Source organism: Sorangium sp. So ce302 (assembly GCF_051530145.1).
Taxonomy (GTDB): Bacteria; Myxococcota_A; Polyangia; order Polyangiales; family Polyangiaceae; genus Sorangium; species Sorangium cellulosum_B.
The window spans coordinates 9,879,131-9,904,398 of the sequence record NZ_CP150326.1 but is presented as its reverse complement, the minus strand read 5'-3'; the positions used below and the strand labels follow the sequence as shown (position 1 = coordinate 9,904,398).

13 protein-coding genes are annotated in these 25,268 nt (G+C 68.9%); 11 read left to right on the top strand and 2 right to left on the bottom strand.

Annotation, left to right across the window (positions count from 1 at the left end; all coding sequences use genetic code 11):
- Positions 1-10: 10 nt before the first annotated feature.
- Both WME73_RS37545 and WME73_RS37540 read right to left on the bottom strand, forming a co-directional pair.
- The gene (locus WME73_RS37545) at positions 11-11,071 is read right to left on the bottom strand and encodes an amino acid adenylation domain-containing protein (RefSeq protein ID WP_437912681.1); all 11,061 of its coding nucleotides are present in this window, start codon (positions 11,069-11,071) and stop codon (positions 11-13) included.
- A gap of 631 nt (positions 11,072-11,702) precedes the next feature.
- Positions 11,703-11,945 carry a hypothetical protein gene (locus WME73_RS37540; RefSeq protein WP_437912680.1) on the bottom strand — a complete coding sequence of 81 codons (243 nt, stop codon included), beginning with the start codon at positions 11,943-11,945 and terminating at the stop codon, positions 11,703-11,705.
- Between the two features lie 84 nt (positions 11,946-12,029).
- Between WME73_RS37540 and WME73_RS37535 the strand changes: the two genes are divergently transcribed.
- From WME73_RS37535 to WME73_RS37485, 11 genes are all read left to right on the top strand, one after another.
- Positions 12,030-13,508 (top strand): ATPase domain-containing protein, encoded by a 1,479-nt coding sequence (locus WME73_RS37535; protein WP_437912679.1) that lies wholly within the window; start codon positions 12,030-12,032, stop codon positions 13,506-13,508.
- The gene (locus WME73_RS37530; RefSeq protein WP_437912678.1) at positions 13,508-13,954 is read left to right on the top strand and encodes a hypothetical protein; all 447 of its coding nucleotides are present in this window, start codon (positions 13,508-13,510) and stop codon (positions 13,952-13,954) included. The genes WME73_RS37535 and WME73_RS37530 overlap by 1 nt, the downstream gene beginning before the upstream one ends.
- Positions 13,955-15,652, top strand: a complete 1,698-nt coding sequence (locus WME73_RS37525) for an RAD55 family ATPase (protein ID WP_437912677.1) — start codon at positions 13,955-13,957, stop codon at positions 15,650-15,652.
- 21 nt (positions 15,653-15,673) lie between these two features.
- On the top strand, positions 15,674-16,915 hold the full coding sequence (locus tag WME73_RS37520; RefSeq protein ID WP_437912676.1) for an ATP-binding protein: 1,242 nt from the start codon (positions 15,674-15,676) through the stop codon (positions 16,913-16,915).
- A 647-nt stretch (positions 16,916-17,562) separates the two neighbouring features.
- Positions 17,563-19,791, top strand: a complete 2,229-nt coding sequence (locus WME73_RS37515) for an NADP-dependent isocitrate dehydrogenase (protein WP_437912675.1) — start codon at positions 17,563-17,565, stop codon at positions 19,789-19,791.
- 167 nt (positions 19,792-19,958) lie between these two features.
- Positions 19,959-20,645 carry a pentapeptide repeat-containing protein gene (locus tag WME73_RS37510; RefSeq protein ID WP_437912674.1) on the top strand — a complete coding sequence of 229 codons (687 nt, stop codon included), beginning with the start codon at positions 19,959-19,961 and terminating at the stop codon, positions 20,643-20,645.
- Positions 20,646-20,917: 272 nt separating this feature from the next.
- Positions 20,918-21,196 (top strand): hypothetical protein, encoded by a 279-nt coding sequence (locus tag WME73_RS37505; protein ID WP_437912673.1) that lies wholly within the window; start codon positions 20,918-20,920, stop codon positions 21,194-21,196.
- A 460-nt stretch (positions 21,197-21,656) separates the two neighbouring features.
- Positions 21,657-22,538 (top strand): hypothetical protein, encoded by an 882-nt coding sequence (locus WME73_RS37500; protein ID WP_437912672.1) that lies wholly within the window; start codon positions 21,657-21,659, stop codon positions 22,536-22,538.
- A gap of 343 nt (positions 22,539-22,881) precedes the next feature.
- Positions 22,882-23,418 carry a hypothetical protein gene (locus WME73_RS37495; RefSeq protein WP_437912671.1) on the top strand — a complete coding sequence of 179 codons (537 nt, stop codon included), beginning with the start codon at positions 22,882-22,884 and terminating at the stop codon, positions 23,416-23,418.
- A complete protein-coding gene (locus tag WME73_RS37490) occupies positions 23,415-24,137 on the top strand; it encodes a hypothetical protein (RefSeq protein ID WP_437912670.1) in 723 nt (240 codons plus the stop codon). The genes WME73_RS37495 and WME73_RS37490 overlap by 4 nt, the downstream gene beginning before the upstream one ends.
- On the top strand, positions 24,134-25,228 hold the full coding sequence (locus WME73_RS37485) for a hypothetical protein (RefSeq protein WP_437912669.1): 1,095 nt from the start codon (positions 24,134-24,136) through the stop codon (positions 25,226-25,228). The genes WME73_RS37490 and WME73_RS37485 overlap by 4 nt, the downstream gene beginning before the upstream one ends.
- The last annotated feature ends 40 nt before the right edge of the window (positions 25,229-25,268 follow it).

The window sequence follows — 25,268 nt, the reverse complement described above, 5'->3', positions numbered from 1 at the left end:
CGGGGCGCTCTCAGTGTGACGGCGGGCCGCTCTCGGGCCCGCTCTCCGCGCCGAGCGGCCTGGCCATCGATCTCCGGAGCGCCCGCCCCTCCAGCGGGTCGGCGAGCGCGGGCCTCACCGCGGCCGCGATGCGCTGCTGGATCGCGCGGGCGACGTGCGCGACGTGGGGCGGATCCATCATCGTGAAATGGTTGCCAGGCACCACCTGGAGCGCAAACTCCCCTCGCGCGAGGTCCATCCAGGCATGGACGGCGACCGCGTCTTCCGGGCTGATCTGCTCCCGCGCGCGCAGGAACAGGACGCTGGCGTCCGTCGGCTGCGGCGCGTAGCTCGCGAGCGCCTGCCACGTGCTCGTGACCTCGGCGCGGAGCCGCGCGTCGTCCTCCATGGCAGCCATGAAGCCGCGGTATCTCTGCGACGCGATCGCCTGGATCTTCGCCATCTCGTGGGCCAGGGCGCTCGCCGGAGAGCGGTCGCTCGTTCCCTGTACGCTGCCCGTGTCCAGCAGCAGCAGCAAAGGCACCTTGCGCCCCAGCGCGAGCAGCTGCTGCGTCATCTCGTACGCGACGACGCCGCCGGCCGAATGCCCGCCCAGGAGGTACGGACCCTCGGGCCTGACGCTCAGGATCTCCTCCACGTACCGGGCCGCGATCGCGGGGACGGACATGGCGCTCATGAGGCTCGGCTCGCTCGGATCCGCCCCGGTGGGTTGAATCCCGTAGACGGGCTGCTCGCTGCCCAGGCGCGGCACCAGGGGGCGATAGAGGTGGACCGTGCCTCCGAGCGGCGGGATCAGGAACAGCGGCGTGGCGTTCGGCGCCCCCGCCTGCAGCGAGACGAGGAGCTGTCCGGCAGCGCGCCTGGCCGTGAGGACCGCGGCGCTCCCGCTCCGCTGCGTCATCGCGGGGCTCAGGGGCGCCGGCGAGCTCGGAGGCAGCGCTTCCCGGACGCGCTCGGTGAGCACCGCGACCGAGGGAGGACCGGACGACGCCGGCGGACTCCAGATCTTCGGCGGCAGGGATCGCACCGTGGCCGGGCCCACGGTGCAGGGGGTGTCGAGCACGTGGGCGGTGCGCTCGAACGGGTACGTGGGGAGCGGCACGCGCCTCCGGCGCTCGTCCCGGGAGAACGCGGCCCAGTCCACGTCGACGCCGGCGCACCAGAGCCGGCCCACCGCGGCGAGCAACGCCTCGAGGTCGCCGGCGCCCTCGCCCGGGCCCGCCAGGGTGGTCGCGACCCGTCGCTCCGCGTCCGGGTGCCGCGACGCCACGGAGGCCAGGGTGGAGCCGGGCCCGACCTCGAGGAGGGCGCGATCGGCCGACGCGAGCAGCGCGGCGATGCGATCCTCGGGGCGAGTTGATCCCGTGGCCTCCTCCTCCGCGCGCCCGCGCAGCGCGACCAGCGCGACCGCGTCGTCGAGCGAGAGCGTGCCGGCGACGCACGCGGCGGCGACCTCGCCCACGCCGTGCCCGAACAGCGCGGCCGGGCGGATCCCCCACGACATCAGGAGCTGCGCCAAGGCGTACTCGGTCGAGAAGAGGGCGGCCGCGGCTGCGCTGAAGCGCGGAGCGCCGATCTCCGCGTCGCCGCGGCCGCGCTCCTGCTCCTCGGGGAAGAGCTGGTGGCGGAGGTCGACCGACAGCTCGCGGCGGAAGCGGTCGGCGCATTGGTCCATGCTCTCGCGGTAGGCGCGCTCCTGCAGGTAGAGCTCGCGCCCCATGCCGGCATGCTCCGCGCCCGCGCCGGGGAACATGAAGACGACCTCCGGAGGCCGCCTGCCGGCGACCTGCGTGAAGATGCGGGCGGGGTCGCGCCGATCGAGGCAGGCCGCGCCCGAGGCCGGATCCGCGCACACCACCGCGCGGCGGTGCGCGAAAGGCACCCTGCCGCGCTGCAGGGTGAACGCGACGTCGGCAAGCGGGCTCTCCGGCGCGCGCCGCAGGTGCTCGGCAAGCCGATCGGTGCTCCTCTCGAGCGCGGCGCGCGTCTTCGCGGAGACGACGAGCAGCTGGCAGCGCCTGGACGGGCCCGACGGCGCCCTCTCCGGCGCCTCCTCGAGCACGGCGTGCGCGTTCGTGCCGCCGATGCCGAAGGCGCTCACCGCGGCGCGGCGCGGGGCTCCGCCGCGCTTCCACGCGCGCGGCGCGGAGCTGACGAAGAACGGGCTGCTCGCGAGATCGATCTCGGGGCTGGGCCGGCGGAAATGGAGCGTCCCAGGGATGAGCTCGCGCTCCAGCGAGAGCGTCGCCTTGATGAGGCCGGTCACCCCGTTCGCCGCGCGGAGGTGGCCGAGGTTGCTCTTCACCGAGCCGAGCGCGCAGAAGCCGACCCTATCGGTCGCCTTCCGGAACACCCGCGCCAGCGCGGCCACCTCGATCGAGTCGCCGAGCCGCGTGCCCGCGCCGTGCGTCTCCACGTACGTGATGCTCTCCGGGCTCACGCCGGCAGCGGCGTGGGCCCGCGCGAGGGTCTCGACCTGCCCCTCCAGGCTCGGCGCCGTGTAACCCACCTTGAGCGCGCCGTCGTTGGTGACGGCGGATCCGCGGATCACGGCGTGGATCGTGTCGCCGTCGTCCAGCGCGTCCTTCAGCCGCTTGAGGACGACGAGGCCGACACCGCTGCTCGCAACGATGCCGCTCGGCTCGGCGTCGAAGGGCCGGCAATGGCCGTCGGGCGAGGTGACCCGGCCTTCCTCGTAGAGGTAGCCGATCCTCTTCGGCGTGAGGATGCCGACGCCTCCCGCGAGGACCATGTCGCTCTCCCTGGTGAGGAGGCTCTGGCAGCCGAGGTGCACGGCGACGAGCGACGTCGAACAGGCCGTCATGACGCTCACCGCGGGCCCCCGGAGCCCCAGCTTGTAGGCCACGCGCGTGGTCAGGGAGTCGGTCACGTTCCCGGTATAGATCCGGTGGTGCTCCGAGTTCGGCGCGGCCGGAAGCGGCCCGACGTGCTCGATCCAGTAGCTCGGCGCGTCGCTCCCGGCGAATACGCCGATCGGCTTCGGGTAGGCGAGCGGGTCGTAGCCGGCGCTCTCCATCGCTTCCCAGGCGCATTCGAGGAAGACGCGCTGCTGCGGGTCCATGAGCACGGCGTCCTGCGCGCTGTAGCCGAAGAACGCCGCGTCGAAGCACATGACGTCCTCGATCACGCCGGCCGCCGGAATGAACCCGGGCGACCGGTAGAGCTCCGACTCCACGCCGAGCGCCTTCAGCTCCTCGGGTGAAAGGAAGGAGATCCCCTCGCCCCCGCCCTCGAGCATCGACCACAGCGCGTCGACGCTGCGCGCCTTCGGGAAGCGACCCGCCATTCCGATGATGGCGATGGCGTGCTCGGGGAGCGCCTCCCGCGCGGGCGCTTCGGTGGCGGGGGCCGCGGCGCCGCGCTCGCGCCCGGAGGCCGCGCTCTCTGCCGGGGCGGCCGCCCGAGAGCCCCTCTTCAGACGTGCAGAGAGGCTGCGGATCGTCGGGTACTGGAACAGATCCATGATGGGCACGTCCTCGCCGAGCCGCGCCCGGATCCCCGCGCGGACCCGGGCGAGGAGCAGCGAGTGACCGCCGATCTCGAAGAAAGGATCGTCGAGGCCGACCTCGTCGATGCCGAGCACCTGGCGCCAGATCTCGGAGACGATCACCTCGATGTTCGAGGCGGGCGCGGGTGGCTCCGCCCGCGGCTCGGGTCTCGCGCGATCGTCGGCCGGAAGGGCCGCGATATCGACCTTCCCGTTCGCGGTGAGCGGCAGCGCGTCGAGCTTCACGAAGGCGGCCGGAACCATGTAATCGGGGAGCTTCGCCGCGGCGAGCTCGCGCAGGCCTTCAGGCATGACGCGCGCCTTCTGCCTCCGGAGAGGGCTGTTCGCGAGCGACCGGGCCGGCGAGATCTCCCCGGGCCGCGCCTGGACCCAGGCGCGCGGCCGCGGCGCGCCGCCCTCCGAGCGTTCGACCGAGCGTTCGACCGAGCGTTCGACCGAGCGCTCGAAGACCACGTCCATGCAGCCTGGACCCGAGGTCCTCGACGCGGTGATCCGGACAGAGCAGCCGAGGCGCGCGCCGAGCGCCCACAGCGCCTCCGGCTCGATCGCGGCCGCCGCGCTCCGAGCAGCGATGACGGCGCGGTCCAGCTCGGCGCCGCCCCCTTCCCGCAGCCGGCTCGCGGCGACCACGTCGGCGTACACGCGCGCGTTCGGGATCCCCAGGACCAGAAGCGCGCCGGAGCCCCCCTCGCGCAGCGCTCGCTCGACGCCCGCGAGACCCTCCGAGGCAGCCCAGTCCAAGGATCGGCCGATGGCGATGGGCTCGGGCGCCACGCCCACGCGCAGGACCACGTCATAGCGGAAGCGCGTCATCTCGTCGGCGTACGAACCCCGCTTGAGCCAGCACTCCACGTGCTCCACGCCCGGGACCTGGCCGGGCAGCGCGTGAAAGAACTCGGGCGCGAGGACGAGCTCTTCCTCGCCAAGGGCCGCCCGCCGCACCCGGGCAAAGAGCTCGGCCGAGGTCTCGCTCGCGGGCGCGCGGTGAAGCTGCACCGAGGTGTGAAACGCCTCGAGCAGGGGAAGGCTCCTGACGTCGCCAAGGAACACGACGCCACCGGGCGCCGCCGCGCGCACGGCGCCCTCGATCACCGAGCGCAGGTAATCGGCGCTGGGGAAATACTGGACGATCGAGTTCAAGACGATCACGTCGAAGCTGCCCGGCTCGACGCCGCTGAAGTCGTTCGCCTCCCGGCGCTGCAGCGACACATGCGAGAGCGTGCCGCGCGCGAGCTCGGGGCGGAGCAGCGAGATCGCCTTCTCCGAGAAATCGGTCCCCAGGTAGGCGGCGCACTGCGGGGCCAGCTGCAGGAGCAGGAGCCCCGTCCCACAGCCGATCTCCCATGCCCGGCGCGGCTGGAACGAGAGGATCCGCTCGACCGTGTGATCCCGCCATGCGCGCATCGCTCCGGCGTCGATGGGCTCTCCGGTGTAGCTGCTGTTCCAGCCCGTGATGTTGAAGTCCGGATCCACGCCGGCGCCGGCCTTCCCGTAGGTGCCGTCGTACAGCGCCTGCCACGCCGAGACGTGCTCCGCTTGCAGGGCCGGGGCCTGATCCGCGGCGCCCCCGTCATCGAGGCGAGGGATGACGTAGGCGACGAGCCGCTTGTTGCCCGGCGCATCTTCCCGCGCCACCACGACGGCCTCTTTCACGGCGGGGTGCTCTCGCAGCACGGCCTCGATCTCGCCGAGCTCGATACGGTAGCCGCGGATCTTCACCTGGTTGTCGACCCGCCCCAGGAACTCGATGTTTCCGTCAGCGAGCCACCGGGCGCGATCGCCGGTGCGGTACATGCGCGCGCCCGGCTCGTCCGTGAACCGGTCGGGGAGGAACCTCGCTTCGTTGAGCTCGGGCCGGTTCAGGTACCCGCGGGCGACGCCGGCGCCTCCCAGGTAAAGCTCGCCGGGGACGCCCACCGGGACGAGCTCACCGCGCGGATCGAGGAGGTAAACCCGCATGTTGTCGATGGGGCGGCCGATCGACGGGTCGGGGGTCGCAGCCCCGCTGCTCGGCCGCGCCCTCGGCACGACACATGAGGTCGCGACGACGGTCCCCTCGGTCGGACCGTAGTTGTTCACGACCTCGAAGGGGAGCCCTGCGCCTGGCCAGACGCGGAGCTTGTCTCCTCCGGTGAGCAGGTACCGGAGCGCGACGGAAGCAGGCCAGTCGAGGCGCAGGAGCTCCTCGGCCACCGGCGTCGGCAAGAACGAGACGGTGATCCCTCGCGCGAGGAGCCACGCCTTCAGCTCGTCCGGGGAGCGGCGGAGCGGCTCCCCGGGGATGAACAGGCACGCTCCCGCGCACAGATACGGCCAGAGCTCCCATACCGACGCGTCGAAGCCAGGGCTCGCGACGAGGGTCGCTCGATCCGCGGAGGTGACGGCGAAGCGCCGCACGTGCCACGCTACCAGGTTCATGAGGCTCCGGTGCTCCACGAGCACGCCCTTCGGGCGGCCGGTCGAGCCCGACGTGTAGATGGCATAGGCCAGATCCCGGGGGCCCGCGCACACCGGAGGGGGCGACCCGTCGCGCGCCGCCATCTCCGGCCAGTCGGCGTCGAGGCGGATCACCGCGCCCGCGAACGGCGGGAGGCGATCGGCGAGGCGCTCCTGCGTGAGGAGCACCGGCGCCCCGGAGTCCTCGAGGAGGAACGCCAGCCGCTCTCTCGCGATCTCCGCGTCCACAGGGAGATACGCCGCGCCCGCCTTGAGGACTCCGAGGATCCCGACCACCATCTCCAGCGAGCGCTCCGCGCAGATCGCGACCAGGGTATCGGGCGCGACGCCCAGCTCGAGCAGGCGGCGCGCGAGCTGGTTCGCCCGGCGATCGAGCTCCCCGTACGTGAGCGAGCCGCGATCGGACACGACCGCGGCGGCGTGCGGCGCGCGCGCCGCCTGCTCCTCGAACAGATCCAGGACGCGCCGATCGCGAGGGAAATCGGCGCCGGTGTCGTTCCAATCGACGAGCAGCCGGCGCCGTTCGCGCTCCGGGAGCAGCGGCATCGACGAGACGGAGCGCGCGGGGTCCGAGGTCGCGGCGGCGAGGAGCGTGAAGAGGTGACTCAACATCCGCTCCATCGTCGCCCGCTCGAAGAGGTCGGTGCTGTACTCCAGCATCCCGGCGACGCCGCCGGCGCTCTCCCAGGCATAGAGCGAGACGTCGAAGATCGTCTTCCTCGTGTCCGTGGCGATGGCGCGCGCCTCGATCCCGCCGAGGTGGAGCTCGCGCTCCGCGGGCGGCTGCGGCGCGAACACGATCTGCACGAGAGGGCTGTAGCTCGGGTCGCGCTCCGGCTGGAGCTCCTGGACGAGCCGCTCGAACGGGAGCCCGTCGTGCGCGTAGGCGTCCAGGCACACGCCCCTCACGCGGCGGAGCAGCTCCTCGAACGACGGCCCACCGGAGACGTCGATCCGGATGGGGACCACGTTGACGAAGAAGCCGATCGCCGCCTCGAGATCGGCGTGATCCCGGCCCGCGCTCGGCAGGCCGACCAGGAGGTCGTCGCGTTGCGTGGTGCGGTGGAGCAGGACGGCGAACACGGCCAGGAGGACCATGTTCACGGTCACGTTGTTTCGCGCGCTGAGGTCCCGGACCGCCCTTCCGACCTCCAGATCGAGCTGGAACGGGAGGGTCGCGCCGCGGAAGGTCTGGACCGCCGGCCGGACGTGATCGCTCGGCAGCTCGAGCAAGGGCGGCACGTCGAGGAGCCTCTGCTTCCAGCCGGCGAGCAGCTCCGACAGGACCTCTTCGGTCATCTGCTCGCGCTGCCACGAGGCGAAATCGGCGTACTGGAGCGGCGCGTCCGGCAGCGCCGCCGGAGCCCCCCGGCAGAAGGCATCGTAGATCGCCGCGATCTCACGGTAAGCGACCTCGAGCGACCAACCGTCGACGGCGATGTGGTGGATGTGCAACCAGAGGACGTGATCCCGAGGCCCGAGCCGGAGCAGCCCTGCGCGGAAGACGGGGCCGCGCTTCAGATCGAAGATCCTCTGGGCCTCCGACGAGAGGTGCTGCTCCGCCTGGGCCTCTCGCTCCTCCCCGGAGAGGTGCTGGAGATCCGCGACCTCGAGCCGGAAGGAGGCGTCCTCGGCGACGATCTGGACGGGCTGGCCGTCGAGCTCCGTATAGACCGTGCGCAGGATCTCGTGCCTGCGGACGAGCTCACGGAGGCTCCTGTCGAGCTCCGTGACGTGGATGTCTCCGGCGAGGCGGAAGGGACAGAGGCAATTGTAGGCCCTGCTCTCCGGCGCGAGCCGGTGGAGGAACCACATGCGCTCCTGCGCGAACGACAGGGGGATCGATCCCGTTCGGGCGCCTCTCGGAATGGCCTGATCGCTCCGAGCCGCGGCGCGCTCCTTTCCACTGATCAGCGCCGCGAGCGCGGCGATGGTCGGGTGGGCGAAGAGCTGCTGGAAGGTGACGTCGATCCCGAAGGCACCGCGCAAGCGGGAAAACAGCCGGAGCGCGTGCAGCGAGTCGCCGCCCAGCGCGAAGAAGCTGTCGTGCACGCCGACGTGATCGACGCGCAGGAGCTCCTTCCAGAGGTGCGCCAGCTCTTCTTCCAGCTCGGAGCGCGGCGCCGGGAGCGCCCGCCGGAGCTCCGGACGAGCGCCGCTCGGCGCGGGCAGCGCCTTGCGGTCGAGTTTCCCGTTCAGCGTGGTGGGGAACGACGCGAGCAGCACGATCGCGGACGGGACCATGAAGCTCGGCAAATTGCTCTCAAGAAAGGCGAGGAGCGCCGGAGCCAACACGCGCTCGTCGCTGGCCGGGTCGCCCTGGCTCGTCCGGTGAGGGACCGCGTAGGCAACGAGCGTCTTTTCCCCGGGCGCGTCTTCGCGCGGCACCACGACGGCCTCGCGTACCTCGGGGTGTTGGGCCAGCACCGACGCGATCTCGCCCACCTCGATGCGGTGGCCGCGGATCTTCGCCTGGTCGTCGACCCGACCGAGGTACTCGAGGTCTCCCGACGGGAGATAGCTCGCGAGATCACCTGTCCTGTACAGGCGAGCGCCTGGGTCGTCGTTGAACGGGTGCTCGATGAACCGCTCCTGCGTGAGCTCGGGCCGGTGGAGGTAGCCGCGCGCGAGGCCCGCGCCGCCGACGTGAATCTCTCCGGGGACGCCGACCGGGACGAGCGCGCGGTTGCGATCGAGGAGGAGCACCTGCGTATCGGGGACCGCGCGGCCGATCATGCTCGACCAGGGCCGCTCGAGATCGGACAGGCCGACAGGGCGGTAGGTGACGAACATGGTGGTCTCGGTGGGTCCGTAGAGGTTGAGGATCGCGGGCACCCTGTCGCCGTGGCGCTCCCACCACGGCTTCAGCGCGGTCACGTCGAGGGCCTCACCGCCGCAGATCACGAGCCGGAGCGCGAGTCGCTCTCTGGCCTCCGGCTCGATCGTCTCCTCGGCGTGAACGAGCAGGCGGAACGCCGACGGCGTCTGGGTGAGCACCGTTACGCCCTCCTCGCCGAGGAGCCTGTAGAACAGCTGCGGCGCGTGGATCACCGGCCGTGGCACGACGACGAGGCGACTGCCGTGGAGGAGCGCGCCCCAGATCTCGAAGACGGAGATGTCGAAGGCGAACGAGTGGAACGTCGTCCACACGTCCTGATCGCCGAAGCGGAACCATCCGGCGGTGGTGTCGAACAGGCGAAGGACGTTGGCGTGGCTGACCATCACGCCCTTGGGCTTCCCGGTCGATCCCGAGGTGTAAATGATGTACGCGAGGTTCTCCGGGCCCTCGTTCGGCGCGGGCCCTACCTTGTCCTCGGGCTGCCGCTCGACCATGGCCCGATCCGCGTCGAGGCACACCACCCTCGCGCTCCCGCTCCGGAGCCGGGAGGCGAAGCGCTCCTCGGTGAGGATCACGGGCACGCCGGCGTCTTCCAGCAGGAAGGCGAGCCGGTCCGCCGGGTAAGAGGGGTCGAGCGGGACATAGGCGCCGCCGGACTTGAGGACGCCGAGCAGCGCCACGATCACCTCGAGCGATCGTTCCAGGCAGACGCCGATCGGGACCTCGGGCCCCGCGCCGCTCTCCCGGAGGAGGTGGGCTATCTGGTTGCTCCTTCGATCGAGCTCGGCATAGGTGAGACGCTGTCCCTCGAACACCACCGCCACCGCGGACGGGGTGCGCCGGGCGTGCGCCTCGACCCGCTCGTGCAGCCGATCGCGCGGCGGATCGAACACCTCGCCGCGGTTCCACGCGAGCAGCGCGCGGCGCTCCTCCTCGGTCAGGACCGGCAGCTCCGAGACGCGCTGCTCCGGGTCGCCCGCCGCCCCGCGGAGCAGCACCGCCCAGTGCCCGAGCAGCCGCTCGACCGTCGCGCGCTCGAAGAGGTCTCGATTGTAATCGACGCGCGCAAAAAGGACCGTGTCGGTCTCCTCGACACGGACGGCGAGCTCGAAGGCCACCTCGGTCGCCTCGAGCGCCACCTCCGTCAGCGTGAGCAGAGGGCCTCGCTTCGGCTCCAGCGTGCTCGGCTCGCTGGAGAAGGTGGCCTGGACGAGCGGTGCGCGGCTTGGATCCCGCGGCAGTGAGAGCTGCTCGACCAGAGAGGTGAAGGAGAGATCCCCGTGCTCGCTCCCCTCCTGCAGGGAGCGGCGCACCTGGCGCAGGAGCGCGCGAAAGCTCGGATCCGCGCCCAGCCTGCCCCGTACGGTCACGAGATTTCCGAATGCCCCGATGAGGCCTTGGGTCTCCTCGTCTCGTCCGGACAGCGGAACGCCGATGAGGACGTCTTCCTGGCCGGTATGGCGATGGAGCACGGCGTGCATTCCCGCGAGCAGGACCGCGGACAGCGCCACGTCCTCCTCCCGGGCCAGCGCGCGGAGCCCTCGCACGAGCTCCTGATCGAGCGCGCACTCCACCGAACCTCCGGCGAAGGTCCGCACCGCGGGCCGCGGCCGATCCGTCCGGATCTCCAGCGCCTCCGGTGCCCCCGAGAGCTCGCGGCGCCAGTGCGCGAGCTGCTCGTCGAGGAGCTCGGCGGTCCTGTGCTCCCGCTGCCGCCGTGCGTGGTCCTGGTAGTGTATCGGCGGCGCCTGCAGCTCGACGCCATGATAGCCGTCGAATAGCTCCGAAAAGAACAGCGCAACGCTCGGTTTGCCATCCGAGAGGAGGGGGTGCATGGAGAGCGCGATGAGGCGGCGCCCTGGATGCACCCGGATGAGGCTCACGCGCCAGAGGGGGCCGCGCTCCAGATCGAGGGGCCGAGCGATCTCCCGGCGGGCCATCGCGAGCGCGGCTCCATCCGAGGCGGGCTGCCCTTCGGCGCCGAGATCCACCTCGAGGAAGTCGATGTCTGCCCGCGGCGAGACGACCTGCACCGGCTGCCCCTCGCGCTCTGCGAAGGATGTCCTCAGGATCGCCTGGCGCGCCGTGAGCCTCTCGATAGCATGGACCAGCCTGGGCACGTCCAGCTCGCCGTCCAGCCACGCCGCGCCCCCTTCGTTCAAGCCTGGCGCGGCGCCTCGACTCCGGGCGAGCACCCAAGCACGTTCTTGCTCCAGTGAGAGCGGGGAATAGGAAATTTCGTTCATCGCGGATGACCTCCTTGTTGCTGATAGGGGTCGGTCGCATCGATGCGCGTGGAGCAACCGCGCGCCGCGTCGAGACGTTCGACGCGCGCACACCTGCGCGCACACCGTGCTTGCTGATCTGTCGTACGCTCCTCAGACATCAGGGCCGGCTGTCACCTGGGCAGGAGAAGCAGGCGCCAAGCTGGGCCAAAGCTTGTAAAAGCGTGCAAAATCGATGTCGTCCGCATCGCGATGCGGCCGCTACGCAGTATGAAGTATGGACACCACGACGCCAGTGTGTATTTGGGAGGAGGCAGGTGCTGGCGATTGATGGGCCTTGTCTGAATTCGGGGATCTCGATCTCGCGCCTGCTCTTGTGGTCCGATAGACAAATCCGGCTGCCGCCTCACCCTGAGTTGGTCTCCTTCCCCACCTTCCGGGGTGCTTCCAGCGCATCACGTCAGAATCGTGCTCGCGGCAGCCGTCGACACGCTCGGTCCTTCGCTGCACCGTTGCCCTCAGGGAACCGGGGACGGACATGACTGGACGAGTCGCGGGCGACAGGCAGGGCGCAATCCAGTCATCCGGCACCGTGCAGGTCTGTCATGCCTCCGACCCGCCGATGCTCGCAGCCTGGCGGGATCGGCCCCCGTCAAGGGTAGCGGAACGCCTTGCCCGCCTTGAACAGGTTCACGCTCCACGCACCGATGCCCGTGAAGCCGTAGCTCGTGGCCGTGTTCCACTCCGTGGTTGAGGTGGCCGAACCCGCCGGAATGGCCCGCCGGCTGCTCCGCGCGCACGTGCAGCTCCAGCGCTGGCAGCAGCTCGACGCGCGACCGATCGCTACCTTGCCGTTGAGCCCTCCGGAGCGGTTCTCAGCGGGGGAACCCCACATGGCGCTTGCTGGTCGGCTTGACCGGCTTACTAATACGACAGCAAGGCACCGCAGCGAGGCCAGGACGAGCGGTGGGTCGGCCAGATGCTTGAGAGCGGCGTTCCGAACCTCGATCGGCTCCTCGGCGGCGGCGTCCCCGAGGGCGACGTCATCCTCGTCATGGGGCCGCCCGGGTCGGGAAAGACGACGCTCTCGTTGCAGATCGCCTTTCGCGCCGCGTCCTCGAACAAGAACGTCGCGTACGTCTCCACGCTCTCGGAGCCTCCCGCCCGGCTCGCCCGGCACCTCCGGTCCTTCTCGTTCTTCGACGAGAGCAGGATAGGAAAGCAACTCTTCCTCTTGCACGTTTATCCGATCGTCAAGGAAGGGCTCGACCGGACGCTCGACGCGCTCATCGCGGCGGTGAAGGACCATCGGGCGAGCCTCCTCGTCATCGACGGCCTCGACACGATCCGCGACCTCCATGCCGGGACGGCTCAGATCCGAACGTTCATCTACGAGCTCGCCGTGGCGCTCGCGGGGCTCGAATGCACCACGATCATCACCAGCACCGGCAGCGGCCGGCTCGAGCCGGGCGCGGGGATGCCGCCGGAGCTCACGATGAGCGACTGCATCATCCTCCTGGCCCAGATGAACGTCGGCACCCAGGCCATACGCACCGTCCAGGTCCAGAAGGTGCGAGGGCGCTCTCCGATGCTCGGCGTCCACACGATGCGGCTCGGTCCCGACGGCGTGAGCATCTTTCCACGCATCGAGGCCCTCACGGTGCCTTCCGACAGCGGCCTCCACCAGGAGCGGCTGCCGCTCGGGCAGGTCGAGCTCGACAAGATGCTGTCGGGAGGGCTGCCCCGCGGCAGCGTGACGCTCCTCGCGGGCGCCCCCGGGACGGGCAAGACGCTCGTGGGGTTGCAGTACATCCTCGACGGCGCCCGACGAGGTGAAAAGGGCCTCATCGTCGGCTATCGAGAGTCGCCGAGCCTCCTCGTCGACAAGGTGCGCGCCTTCGGCATGGATCTGGCGACGCCTATCGAGCAGGGCCTCGTCCGCGTCCTCCATCGCGTCCCGATCGACACCGGCGCGGACGAGCTGCTCTGCGAGATGCTGCGGGAAATCGAGGACTTCGGCCCCAAGCGGCTCGCGCTGGACAGCATCGCCGAGATCGAGCAAGCAGTGCCCGACGAGCGGCGCCGGCGCAGCGTCCTCACCTGCTTCGCGGAGGTGCTTCGAACCCGTGACGTGACGGCGCTCGTCACGCGGGAGATCCGCCAGGTCACCGGCCCGGAGCTCGACTTCTCCGACTCTCCGCTGGCGAGCCTGGGCGAGAACTTGATCCTCCTCCGATACGTGGAGTTCCGCAGTGAGCTCTACCGCATCCTTTCCATCCTCAAGATGCGCGACACCGCGCACGACCGCACGATCCGGCAGTACGAGATCTCGAACGACGGCCTCCGCGTGCTCGCCGCCATGGAGAGCGGCGAAGAGGTCCTCTCGGGGATCGCTCGCATGCCCTCGGAGCTGCGGGTGAAGCGCTCGGCGCCCTCTTCCATGGGAGGGCCCCCGTGATGAGCCCGAGCCCCGATGCGCTCGACGTGGCGCGCAGGATCATGCAGCACGAGCTCGGGGAGCGCGAGGCTCCCGAGGAGATCGCGCGGGGCGTCGAGCGCTGCTTTCAGCGCCTCCACGAAGCGCTGCGGAACCTCGTCGGCGTGGCGGGGGTCGAGGCGCTCGTCGGGCGCGCGGTCCGCCTGGCGCAGCCGGAGCACGGCTGGATCGAGACCGCCGTCGTTCCGGCTAGGTCGAACGTGGTCTTCGAGGGTCTGGCCGGGCGCGTCGAGCGCGAGGGCGCGCCGGCCGTGATCGACGGCATGACAGCCTTGCTGGCGCACCTCATCGGACTGCTCTTCACGTTCATCGGCGAGGAGCTCGCGCTGCGGATCGTCCAGCGGATCTGGACGGAGGTGCCGCGACCTGCAGAGAGCCGTGGAGCCTCCACCACGGGGGGCAAGTAGATGAGCACGACCGGAGATACGCCGTTCTCGCGTCTGTCGACCGGGGTCCCGGGCCTCGACGAGGTGCTCGGCGGGGGGTTGCCCGAGTACTCGTTCAACCTGATCGCGGGCGAGCCGGGGTCGGGGAAGACGACGCTGGCGCATCAGATCATGTTCGGCAGCGCGACGGCCGAGAGGAGAGCCCTCTACTTCACCGTCCTCGGCGAGCCGGCCCTCAAGATGCTGCGCTACCTGCGGCAGATGTCGTTCTTCGACGCCAAGAAGGTGGGAGATCCCATCCGCTTCGTGGATCTGAGCCAGGAGGTGCTCGAGCAGGACCTCGGCAAGGTGTTCGACAGGATCGTGCAGATCGTGAAGGAGACGGAGCCCGCCATCGTGGTGGTGGACTCCTTCCGCACCGTCGTTCACGCGCGGGCGCTGCGCGAGGCGGGCGAGATGGAGCTGCAATCGTTCCTGCAGCGCCTCGCGCTTCATCTCACGAGCTGGCAGGCGACGACCTTCCTCGTCGGCGAGTACCTCGAGGCGGAGATGCAGGACAACCCGATCTTCACCGTCGCGGACAGCATCTTCTGGCTCAGCCAGAGCAGGGAGCGGAACTCCATCGTCCGCAAGCTCCAGGTCATGAAGCTCCGCGGCCAGGCGTCCATGCCTGGGCTCCACACCTTCCGGATCGACCGAGGCGGCCTCCACATCTTCCCGCGCGCCCTGAAGAGGATGGCGGAGAGCGAGAGGGCCCACCCGAGCCACCGCATCTCGAGCGGCGTCCCCGGGCTGGACGGGCCGATGGGCGGCGGGATCCCCCTCGGGGACACCATGCTCGTCGCGGGGCCCTCGGGCTGCGGCAAGACGTGCCTCGGCACCCACTTCATCTCGGGCGCGACCCCGGAGGAGCCCGGTGTCCTCGTGGTCTTCGAGGAGCACCCCAAGGACTACCTCGCCCGCGCGGGGGAGATGGGCTTCGACCTCGACGGCATGGTGAAGAGCGGTGCGCTCAGGATCATCTCGCTCCGGCCCCTCGACCTCTCGGTCGACGAGACGCTCCAGGAATTGCAGCAGGCGGTCATGGAGATGCACGCCAAGCGGCTCGTGATCGATTCGCTCACGGGGTTCGAGGTGGCCCTGGCGCCGGCCTTCCGCGAGGACTTCCGGGAGTCGCTCTATCGCATGATGGGGGCCTTGACGGGCGCGGGCGTCACCATGCTCATGACCGTCGAGGTCACCGAGTCGTTCCACGAGCTGCGCTTCAGCCCCCACGCCGTCTCGTTCTTGACCGAGAACATCGTCATCCTGCGCTACGCCGAGATCGACGGCGCGCTGAAGAAGGTGTTATCGATCGTCAAGATGCGGAAAAGCCAGCACTCGGCCGAGCTGTACGAGTTCGCGATCACCTCGAAGGGGATGGTGATCAAGGAGCCGCTCACGCAGTACCAGGGCATCTTGACCGGGGAGCCGAAGCTGCGCGCGCAGCGCGAGCGCGCGGCGTATCCAGGGCTCACCGAAGAGGAGGACACGCTGCTGCAGCTCCTCCTGGAGGAGAAGGAGGCCACGCAGGAGGAGATCGCCGCCGCGCTCGACTGGAGGGGCGCAGAGCTCGGCTGTGCGCTCGATCGGCTCGTCAAGCTGAGCTACGCCATCAGGGTCGTCGAGGAGGGCAAGACGATCTATCGGCCGCTGGCGCGCGCGCTCGGCCGAGAGTAGAGGAGGGGCGAGGCTGGGGAGATGAATCCGCCGCGGAAGGCAAGGAGACCGTCCGAGCGGAGGTCCGCGCCGCCGGGCACCGAGGCCCTCCTGCGCCGCGCCGCGGAATCCTCGCCCCTGCCGACCGCGTTCACCGGGGGGCCGAAGCACGTCGTGCGCTACGCGAACCAGGCGCTCTGCCGGCTCATGCAGAGATCGCCCGAAGAGATGAAGGGCGAGCCGCTCGTCACGCTCCTCCAGGACGCCGGCACGCTCGCCGAGATCGAGGACCGCGTCCATCGAAGCGGGACCACCGAGCTCGCGAGCGATCTCGTCTATGCCTCCGCGGGCGGACGGACGGGCCATTGCCTCGCCGTCGTGTCCCCCGTCCTCGACGGGCGGGCACGCTCATGGGGCCTCTGCGTGCGCCTCATCGACACGACGGTGCAGGTGACGGCGGGCATCGAGCTGGCCCAGATGGCCGCCGAGGTGCGACAGGCCAACGAGGCGCTCGTCCTCGCCGGGCTCCGCGAGCAGCAGCTCGCCGAGCGCGCGACGCAGCTCTACCAGGAGGCCCAGAGCGCCACGCGCGCCCGAGAGGACGTCCTCGCCATCGTCTCCCACGACCTCAGGGCCCCTCTGAGCGCGATGATCATGAGCATCGAGCTTCTGATGAGCGGGGGGCCGGACTCCAGTGGAAGGTCGCGCGAGCGACTCGACATCATCAAGCGATCCGCCGAGCGGATGAGCCGCCTCATCCGGGACCTGCTCGATGCCGCGGCCATGGAGGCCGGACGTCTCTCGGTCGAGCGGCGCCCGGTTCCGCTCGCGCCGCTCGTGGGCGACGCGGTCGACGCCATCCGGCCGCTCGCGGCGGCCAAGCTCCTGCGTCTCACGAACGAGCTCGCGGCCGACCTCCCCGCCGTCTCCGCCGATCCGGCGCGGCTGCAGCAAGTCCTCTCGAACCTCCTGGAGAACGCCGTCAAGTTCACGCCGGCGCGCGGGGAGATCACCGTCCGGGCACGATCCCTCGGCGACGAGGTGATGCTCTCCGTGACGGACACCGGGCTCGGGATCGCGCAAGGGGACATCCCGCTGATCTTCGATCGTTTCTGGCAGGCGCGCCCCACCGCCCGCGCGGGCACCGGGCTCGGGCTCTCCATCGTGAAGGGGATCGTCGACGCTCACGACGGCCGGATCTGGGTCGAGTCCAGCGTCGGACGGGGCAGCGCGTTCTTCGTCGCGCTGCCGGTCGCGGAGGCCCCTGCCAGCGGCGGCGGCTGATCAGCGCCCAGGCGCTCCTCCCACCGCATGACCCACAACGAGCTCTACTACAGCGAGCACGCCGCGCGCCGCGGCGCGCGCGGAGCCGCCAAGACCGGCTCCGTGACGGTCGTGCCACGTACGTCCAGCGACTCCGATTGAATCCATAGCTGCACGTTCTCGACGGCGCCTATCACGAAGACGGTGCAGAGCTGGTGTGGAAGGAGCTCGGTGATCTGCAGACGCGCGAGGTCGGTGAGGTGCTCCAGATGGCAAGTGCCCCGCGGACCAGCGAACCGCCTGTCAAGGGTGAAGTGTGCCCGCGGCCCGCCGATGCGCCGTTTTGCGCGCTGCGTCGCGCTCGAATGCGCTCCACAGTCCCCGCGACCTCGCTCTCCGGCGCCAGCGGTGCCGCACGATCCGCTCGTCGCGCACACCTCATCGCGCAGCGAGCCGGCTTCTTCTACTTACGCGCTGCGCCGCGCTTCGGCAGCGGCTCTGCCACGGCCCGCCGCTCGTGCATCCGGCGGGCCAGGTCGGCGGCGCCTCGGCCCGGAGCCAGGGGCTTGCGCAAATTCCGGTGCCAGGCATTGTGCCGGTGCGACGGGCCCTTGGCACCGGGCGAAACCTTTCCAACAATCCCGACCCGTTCAACCCTCGAGAAAACAGTGGAAACGCAAAATTCTACCATCATTTACACGAAGACGGACGAGGCGCCGGCCTTGGCCACCTATTCGCTCCTCCCGATCGTCGAGGCGTTCACGAAGGCCGCCGGGGTTCGAGTCGAGACGCGCGACATCTCCCTGGCGGGCCGCATCCTCGCCAACTTCCCCGAGCGCCTGACGGACAGCCAGAAGCTAGGCGACCACCTGGCGGAGCTCGGTGAGCTGGCCAAGACGCCGAACGCCAACATCATCAAGCTACCCAACATCAGCGCCTCCATCCCGCAGCTCGTGGCCGCCATCAAGGAGCTGCAGCAGCAGGGCTACGCCGTGCCGGACTATCCCTCCGAGCCGAAGACGGAGGAGGAGAAGGCGATCAAGGCGCGTTACGCCAAGGTGCTCGGCAGCGCCGTGAACCCCGTCCTGCGCGAGGGCAACAGCGATCGCCGCGCCTCGCCGGCCGTCAAGGACTACGCCAAGAAGCACCCGCACTCGATGGGCGCGTGGAGCCGCGACTCGAAGAGCCACGTCGCGCATATGTCGGGCGGTGACTTCTACGGCAGCGAGAAGTCGGTCGTGGTGGACAAGGCGCAGGAGCTGAAGATCGAGCTCGTCGCCGGCGGCAAGACGACCGTGCTCAAGGCGAGCGTCAAGGTGCAGGCGGGCGAGGTCGTTGACGCCAGCGTGATGAGCGCCAAGGCCCTGCGCGCGTTCTATGCCGAGCAGGTGGCGGACGCGAAGAAGCAGGGAGTGCTGTTCTCCCTGCACCTCAAGGCCACGATGATGAAGGTCAGCGACCCGATCCTGTTCGGGCACGCCGTCAGCGTGTTTTATGCCGAGGCGCTCGAGAAGCACGCGGCCACGCTGGCCAAGGTCGGCTTCGACCCGAACAACGGCATCGGCGACCTGTACACCAAGATCCAGAGCTTGCCGGCAGACGAGAAGGCGGCGATCGAGGCGGACATCAAGGCCGTCTACGAGCAACGCCCGACGCTGGCCATGGTCGACTCCGACCGCGGCATCACCAACCTGCACGTGCCCTCGGACGTGATCATCGACGCCTCGATGCCGGCGGCCATCCGCTCCAGCGGCAAGATGTACGGCACGGATGGCAAGCTCTACGACGCCAAGTTCACGATCCCCGATCGCTCCTACGCCGGCATCTACCAGGCGACGATCGAGTTCCACAAGCAGCACGGGGCGTTCGACCCGCGCACGATGGGCACCTCGCCGAACGTGGGGCTCATGGCGCAGGCCGCGGAGGAGTACGGCTCACACGACAAGACCTTCAAGATCGCCGAGAGCGGCACGGTGCGCGTCGTCGACGCCTCCGGAAACGCCCTGCTGGAGCAGGAGGTCGAAGCCGGCGACGTCTTCCGTGCTTGCCAGACGAAGGACATCGCGATCAAGGATTGGGTCAAGCTGGCCGTCTCCCGCGCGCGCGCCACGGGCGCCCCGGCGGTGTTCTGGCTCGACGAGAACCGCGCCCACGACAAGAACCTGATCGCCAAGGTCAAGGCCTACCTGGCCGAGCACGACACCAAGGGCCTGGAGCTCCCGATCAAGAGCCCGGTGGAGGCGATCCAGTTCACGCTCGGCCGCATGAAGGAGGGCAAGGACACCATCAGCGTCACCGGCAACGTGCTGCGCGACTACCTGACGGACCTGTTCCCGATCCTGGAGCTGGGCACCAGCGCCAAGATGCTCTCCATCGTGCCGCTGCTGGCCGGCGGTGGCCTGTACGAGACCGGCGCCGGCGGCTCGGCGCCGAAGCACGTCCAGCAGCTGCAGAAGGAGAACTACCTGCGCTGGGACTCGCTCGGTGAGTTCCTGGCGCTGCAGGTCTCGATCGAGGACCTCGCCAACAAGACCAACAACGCCAAGGCGAAGGTGCTCGCCAAGGCGCTGGACACGGCGGTCGGCCTGTTCCTCGAGAACAACAAGAGCCCGGCGCGCAAGGTCGGCGAGATCGACAACCGCGGCAGCCACTTCTACCTCGCGCTCTACTGGGCGCAGTCCCTCGCCAAGCAGACCGAGGACAAGGAGCTGGCGGCCAGGTTCGGCAAGCTCGCCCAGACCCTGACGGACAACGAGTCCAAGATCGACGGCGAGCTGATCGGCGCGCAGGGTAAGCCCGTCGACCTCGGCGGCTACTACCACTTCGACGACAAGAAGACGTTCGCCGCGATGCGGCCCAGCGCCACGCTGAACGCGGCCATCGACGGCCTCTCCTGAGCCGCGCGGGATCCCCGCCGAGCGCGCGCGTGGAGACAGGCGACGCGCTCGGCGGCCACGGCCGTTCAACCACCGTACGACCGAGTCACGCGCCGGGTGAGCGCCTTGACGCCCACCACCAGACGATGACACCCTGTCTGAAATCGTTGGGTGGACTGGAGCAGGGAATGGCCGGACGAGGACGATCGATCAGCGGAGATAAGCCCAAGCCCGGCGCTGGCGGCGGTGGAGAAATCTCTCCAGGGAAGCAGGATCCGTTCGAAGGGAAGGACTCCTTCGACGGGGAGACGTTCGATGGGCTCACCCTGGAACGAGCGGACCTGAGCGGCCGAGATTTTTGCGGTTGTGTGTTCCGGCGTTCGAAGCTCGGCGAGAGCCGCTGGACGCGCGCTCGTCTCGAGAGCTGTGTCTTCGAGAGCTGTGATTTGACCAAGGCCGACCTCACCATGCTCTCGCTGCGCGGCGTGGCGTTCAACTCCTGCAAGCTGATGGGCGTCGACTGGACGAACATCGCGAAATACCCCGACGTGTCGTTCGAGGATTGCGACTTGCGGTATGTCATCATGGATTCGCTCGCGCTGCGCAAGACGCGCTTCGAGCGGTGCGCGATCACCGAGTCGGTCTTCGCCGCGACGGACCTCGCCGGGGCGGTGTTCGAGGAGTGCCGCTTCGCGGGGACGCGCTTCGAGGACTGCGACCTTCGAAACGCGCAGTTCCCTCGAGCCCAGGATCTGTTCATCGATCCGGCGAAGAACAACGTGAAGGGCGCCCGCATCCCGCTCGAGGCGGCGATCCTCCTCGCGGCCTCGTTCGGCATGCACGTGCTCGGATTCACGGAGAAGGACGGCAGATAACGGCCCGAGTCGCCGTGCGCCGCGGCGCGCGCGGAGCGGCCAAGACCGGCTTCGTGACGGTGGTGCAACGCACGTCCAGCGACCGCGGATTGAATCCATAGCTGCACGTGCTCTTTCTCGAGACGTGCTCGAGTGCCCGACCTGCAAGGGGAGGAGCCGAGCAGCATCGCCCGCTTCCTCACCTGCGCGTGCGTGCGGCTGGGCGAGCACGAGCGGGCGCGCTCGCTGTTCGCGGAGTCGCTGGAGCGGGCGGACGAGGCGGGATACGACCGGTGGCCGCCTCGAACCGGATGTACATCGCGTACCTCGACGGGCTGGCGGGGGCGGGGGACGCGCGGGAGCGGCTGCAGGCGCTCATCGCGCGGGCGCAGGAGCAGGGCTACTGGCACGACGTGCTGCAGGGCCGCTGGGCGGCGGCGATGCTGCTGAAGAACACGCGCAACGAATCGCTCGCGCGGCGGGAGTTCGAGGACCTCTTGGAGCTGTCGGTGCGGCTCGGGGATCCGCTGCTGGAGAAGGACGCGCGCGCGTGGCTCGACGTGGAGCGGTGAGAGCGCGGCGGCGCTCGGGGCGTGGGCGCGCGTGGTCGAGCGACGCGGAGAAGAAGACCACCAGGGATTCTGGATGCGCGGAACCAGGGCGGCCGCGAAGGCCGGTACGCGTGTCGGGACGCCTGTCATGGCCGCGGCGTCCCGGCACCGGACGGAGTGACACTACGTGTGCCCGGACGTTTACAGGAAAGCATCCAAAATGACACTACGTGTGCCCGAGCGTTTACAGGAGAGCATCCAAAATGACACTACGTGTGCCCGAACGTTTACAGGAGAGCATCCAAAATGACACTACGTGACCCTACGCGCTCACAGCGCGGGGTGCTGGTGAACCCGCGCGCCTGATCCGCGAGGTGCGGAGCCTTCCTGCCGAGGACGCCTGCGCTGCTTTCTTGCTTTCGGCGACGGCCGGTCCACGCCGAGGTTCACGGCCGAGCTCGGCTGCGCGTACAACGTCAGGATGGCCAAAGCCAAGACCAACAACAAAGACACGGGGAAGGCGCTTGCGTCGCCTCCCACGGGGAAGCACTCCTACCGCGCTTGCTACAAGCGCTTCGCCCCGGAGGCCCTCGCGCTTCCGGACCGGGACGTCGAGCTCTGTCGCGCCGACGTCCGGATCGCCTTCGCCAACGTGAAGCAGGGCGTCGCGGCGGCCTGCGCCGATCCGGCGCGGGTCCGCAGGGCGCTGCCCGAGCTGCCGCTCGATGACGTGCTCTCGCTGCCGGACCTCGGCCGGGCGCTCGTGTTCGCCTCGACCCGCGTCACCGCCAGGCCGGCCAGCAGCCGCGAGGTCGAGGCGAAGCTCAAGGTCGTGGCCGAGCTGCGGGAGCCGATGCTCTCGCTCGCCGAGACCCTCGCCAGGCGAGGCCTCCTGCCGCGGGACGTCGTGGCGGAGATCCGCGCCGGCAGCGGCAAGTACGACATGGCCAGCGACGGCATGGCCCTGGCCCACCTGTACGAGGAACACGCCGACGCGCTCCGCGGAAAACACCCCTTCACCCGGGAGGAGTTCGAGCTCTTGCGGGAAGCGAGCGAGTGGCTGCTCGACAACCTGACCCCCGACGGCGCCCGCCGGCCCGCCGCGAAGCAACGCGGCGAGGCCGAGGCGATGCGCGACCGGCTCTGGACGCTCCTGGTCCGGCGCCACGCGGACCTGCGGAAGATTGGCTATTACCTCCACGGCGATGCCTTCGAGGACGTCACTCCGAAGCTCCAGTCGCGGGTCGTCAAGGCCGCGGCGACGGAAGAGGTCGACGAGGAGGAAGTCGACGAGGAGGAGGCCGACGAGGACGAGGCTGGCGAGGAGGAGGCCGACGAGGAGCCCGCGGAAGCGTCGCCGTGAACGGCCCGCGACCTGAGGTCAGGGTTCCTTCCGCCTGATGGCCCACCGAGGCGGGCCGCGCTCCGCCGCCCGCCTCGGGATCTCGCCGCCGCCTGCCTCGGCCGCGAGCGCCTTCCAAGAATCAGCTGCTCTGCTCGACGCTGAGGAGCGTGGCACCGCTGCCAGGAGACCGACAAACGCCCGCGCCTCGCAGGCCGGTGCGCGATGGCGCACGCTCTGGACGTTACGACCCGCGTCCGTGGTCGTGTTCTCGTCTGGATTCCGTTTGACGCCGAATCCTAGCATCAGAAGGATGGCCCGTCGCCACGTTGCTCGTCCGTTGAGGAGAGGGGAGAAGGGGACGATGGGCACAGGAAGCCGGCGGATCCCATGGGTGGTCCTGGTCGTCCCCCCGCTCGTCGTACCGGCGCAAGGAGAGGCGTCCGAGCTGAGCGCCGGTGTGAGCCTCGGGTGGCTCCAGGCCGGTACCATTCCGCGCCTCGCGGTGGGGCCGCACGCGGGCATATCGTGGCCCATCCAGCGAGACATCCTGTTCACGGTGCACGACCTGTGCACGATCCTACCCCCGATCCAGGAGGATGGGCTCGGGATCTACAACCAGACCTCGGTTGATATCGGGTACGCGTGGAAGGACGGCAACATCAGCGCGGGGCCGTCTGTCGCGTTCTACCTCATGCCGGCGTGCGGCGTCACCTTGTGCGGCCGCGTCGGTGGCTTGGCCGTGGGCGGCCACGCGCAGACCAACGCGTACGTCGCCGGACCGCTGGGGGTGTCGGTGAGCGTCAACGTGGATTGGGTCGGTCGGGGCAGCCTGGTGCTCCCGGGCTATGTGTCCGCCGTCGTTGTCGCCGGTCCTGTGCTTCGATGGAGTGAGAAATGAACGTGAGAACAGCTCTATTATTGATCTTGATCATCGCGGTTTGGGCGCTGGCGGCGTGCAACATGACGTTCGGCGACTGCTATCCTGTCGGGGAAAGAACTTCGGGTGCAGGTGCCGGTCCGGGCTCCGAGCCACGCCCCGTCTTCACCTCCTCCGCATCCGGTGACTTCGGGGCCGACCCGCAAGGTGGCGGCGAGCGCAAGATCGCGTGCAACGAGTGGGAACTCGAAGAAGAGGAAGAAGAGGAGCGCCCGAGCGACAGCGACAGCACGGAGAGGCCGGCCGCGAGCCCGACGAGCCCGCCGGATCCCTGCCAGCAGAGCGGCGCTCCGACCATGGGGTGCACAGGTAAAAAACTGATCGACCCGCGGGCTTTCGATTTTGTTACCATCGTTGCCTACGATGGGGCCAGCGTTGCAGGTGGCTGGCAGGAGGCAAAGGCCGATTTGGCTTTCGGCCATAATAATGAGGGCGACGATGCATGCATGGTTCACATCGGGATGCCACTGCGAAGCGAAGAGTGGGGGACGATCTCGTCGGACAGGGCAGCCAGCATTAGCGCCGATGTGGCGAATCTGTCGGCGGATGACGTGTACAAGAAGGACAATGGCGAGGATCTCCCGCCTGGTATATTCTGCAAGACCTTCAAGTCTAGAATGATAAAACGTTTTGAGTCTGATTTTTACAAAGGTATTGGCGCGAGGGTCCAGAATCCATGAAACACAGCCTCGACGAACTACTGGACATCGTCTACCGATACTACCCCCGTGGCGTTGGAATCACCGATGATGTCGACGAAGAGCTCATCCGCCAGACCGAAGAGCACGCCCGGCTCGTGGCCGCCCGGATCCAGGCATCAAAGGACGAGCGATGGCATTCCATGCTGCGTCGCATCGAAGGCCGATTTCCCCGTATGCTGAGAAACCATTCGCTGCACCTCACTACCGGTGGCTGCGATGGCTGCTATTCATTCACGATCGATCTTCGAAAATCCACCAGTGACCCACTGTGGTTTCAAATAAGTTTCTTGGCTCCGTACTACGTTGTTCACAGGCCGTGCACGGTCGAGTTCGTGAAACAGGCGAGCGACTTGTTCTCGGTCGCATTTCGAAGCTTGCGTTTTATTGTTCGTCGAAGCCCATTCGATCCAGCTTTCGTGTCACGGCCGGACGATAGTCTCAGGTTCGTCAACATCAGGGAACGCTACGTCACCTTCGACTTGTTGCCCGAAGAACAGCCATGTGCGGAGTGGATTTCCCGAGATATCGAAATGGCCTTCGGTTGCGAATGCATGCCGCCGGAGATCGGGACCGTGCTCGTGCCGGATGTGACAACAAGCGTGCGCCTTCCCGGTGAGGTCAGACTCTACGACTGTTTGTTTTCGGACCAGCGTGCATGGGTGAAGCCATCGCCGTCTGAAGTATCGGGGGGCGGGGTGGACGTCGAAGCGAGCAACCTGACAGATTCGCTCATCGCGGTACTAAGCGTCCTTGCGGCAATCTATCACATCTTGTGGACTCTGATGTCAGATGTGCAGAGCGGTTCTTCTTACCGGGTGGTGACGACAGATGGGGTACTGCACAGAGAGGAGGTCCTGGCGGCACTTGCGAAGATTCACCTGCTCCTTGAGGCGCCGAAGACTGCGCGCGGCGTCGCTTTCAAGCGCGAGCTCGAAGCTGCCAAGCGCGAGCTCGAAGCGCTGGTCGCTTCGTGGGACGGTCACGGCGAGCCGCCAGCCTCCATGGTCGCTTGGGCCTCCAGCTTTCTGGCGAGTTGGCTCGTGGACTCGGACCCCAAAGCCTCCTCATAGCCGTCGCCGAGATTCGCGCCGATCTCCCATGACGTGACTT

Excerpts from the sequence above, each read along its gene's own strand:
- WME73_RS37545 (WP_437912681.1), bottom strand. The coding sequence starts at position 11,071 with ATGAACGAAATTTCCTATTCCCCGCTCTCACTGGAGCAAGAACGTGCT.
- WME73_RS37540 (WP_437912680.1), bottom strand. The coding sequence starts at position 11,945 with ATGTGGGGTTCCCCCGCTGAGAACCGCTCCGGAGGGCTCAACGGCAAG.
- WME73_RS37535 (WP_437912679.1), top strand. The coding sequence starts at position 12,030 with ATGCTTGAGAGCGGCGTTCCGAACCTCGATCGGCTCCTCGGCGGCGGC.
- WME73_RS37530 (WP_437912678.1), top strand. The coding sequence starts at position 13,508 with ATGAGCCCGAGCCCCGATGCGCTCGACGTGGCGCGCAGGATCATGCAG.
- WME73_RS37525 (WP_437912677.1), top strand. The coding sequence starts at position 13,955 with ATGAGCACGACCGGAGATACGCCGTTCTCGCGTCTGTCGACCGGGGTC.
- WME73_RS37520 (WP_437912676.1), top strand. The coding sequence starts at position 15,674 with ATGAATCCGCCGCGGAAGGCAAGGAGACCGTCCGAGCGGAGGTCCGCG.
- WME73_RS37510 (WP_437912674.1), top strand. The coding sequence starts at position 19,959 with ATGGCCGGACGAGGACGATCGATCAGCGGAGATAAGCCCAAGCCCGGC.
- WME73_RS37500 (WP_437912672.1), top strand. The coding sequence starts at position 21,657 with ATGGCCAAAGCCAAGACCAACAACAAAGACACGGGGAAGGCGCTTGCG.
- WME73_RS37495 (WP_437912671.1), top strand. The coding sequence starts at position 22,882 with ATGGGCACAGGAAGCCGGCGGATCCCATGGGTGGTCCTGGTCGTCCCC.
- WME73_RS37490 (WP_437912670.1), top strand. The coding sequence starts at position 23,415 with ATGAACGTGAGAACAGCTCTATTATTGATCTTGATCATCGCGGTTTGG.
- WME73_RS37485 (WP_437912669.1), top strand. The coding sequence starts at position 24,134 with ATGAAACACAGCCTCGACGAACTACTGGACATCGTCTACCGATACTAC.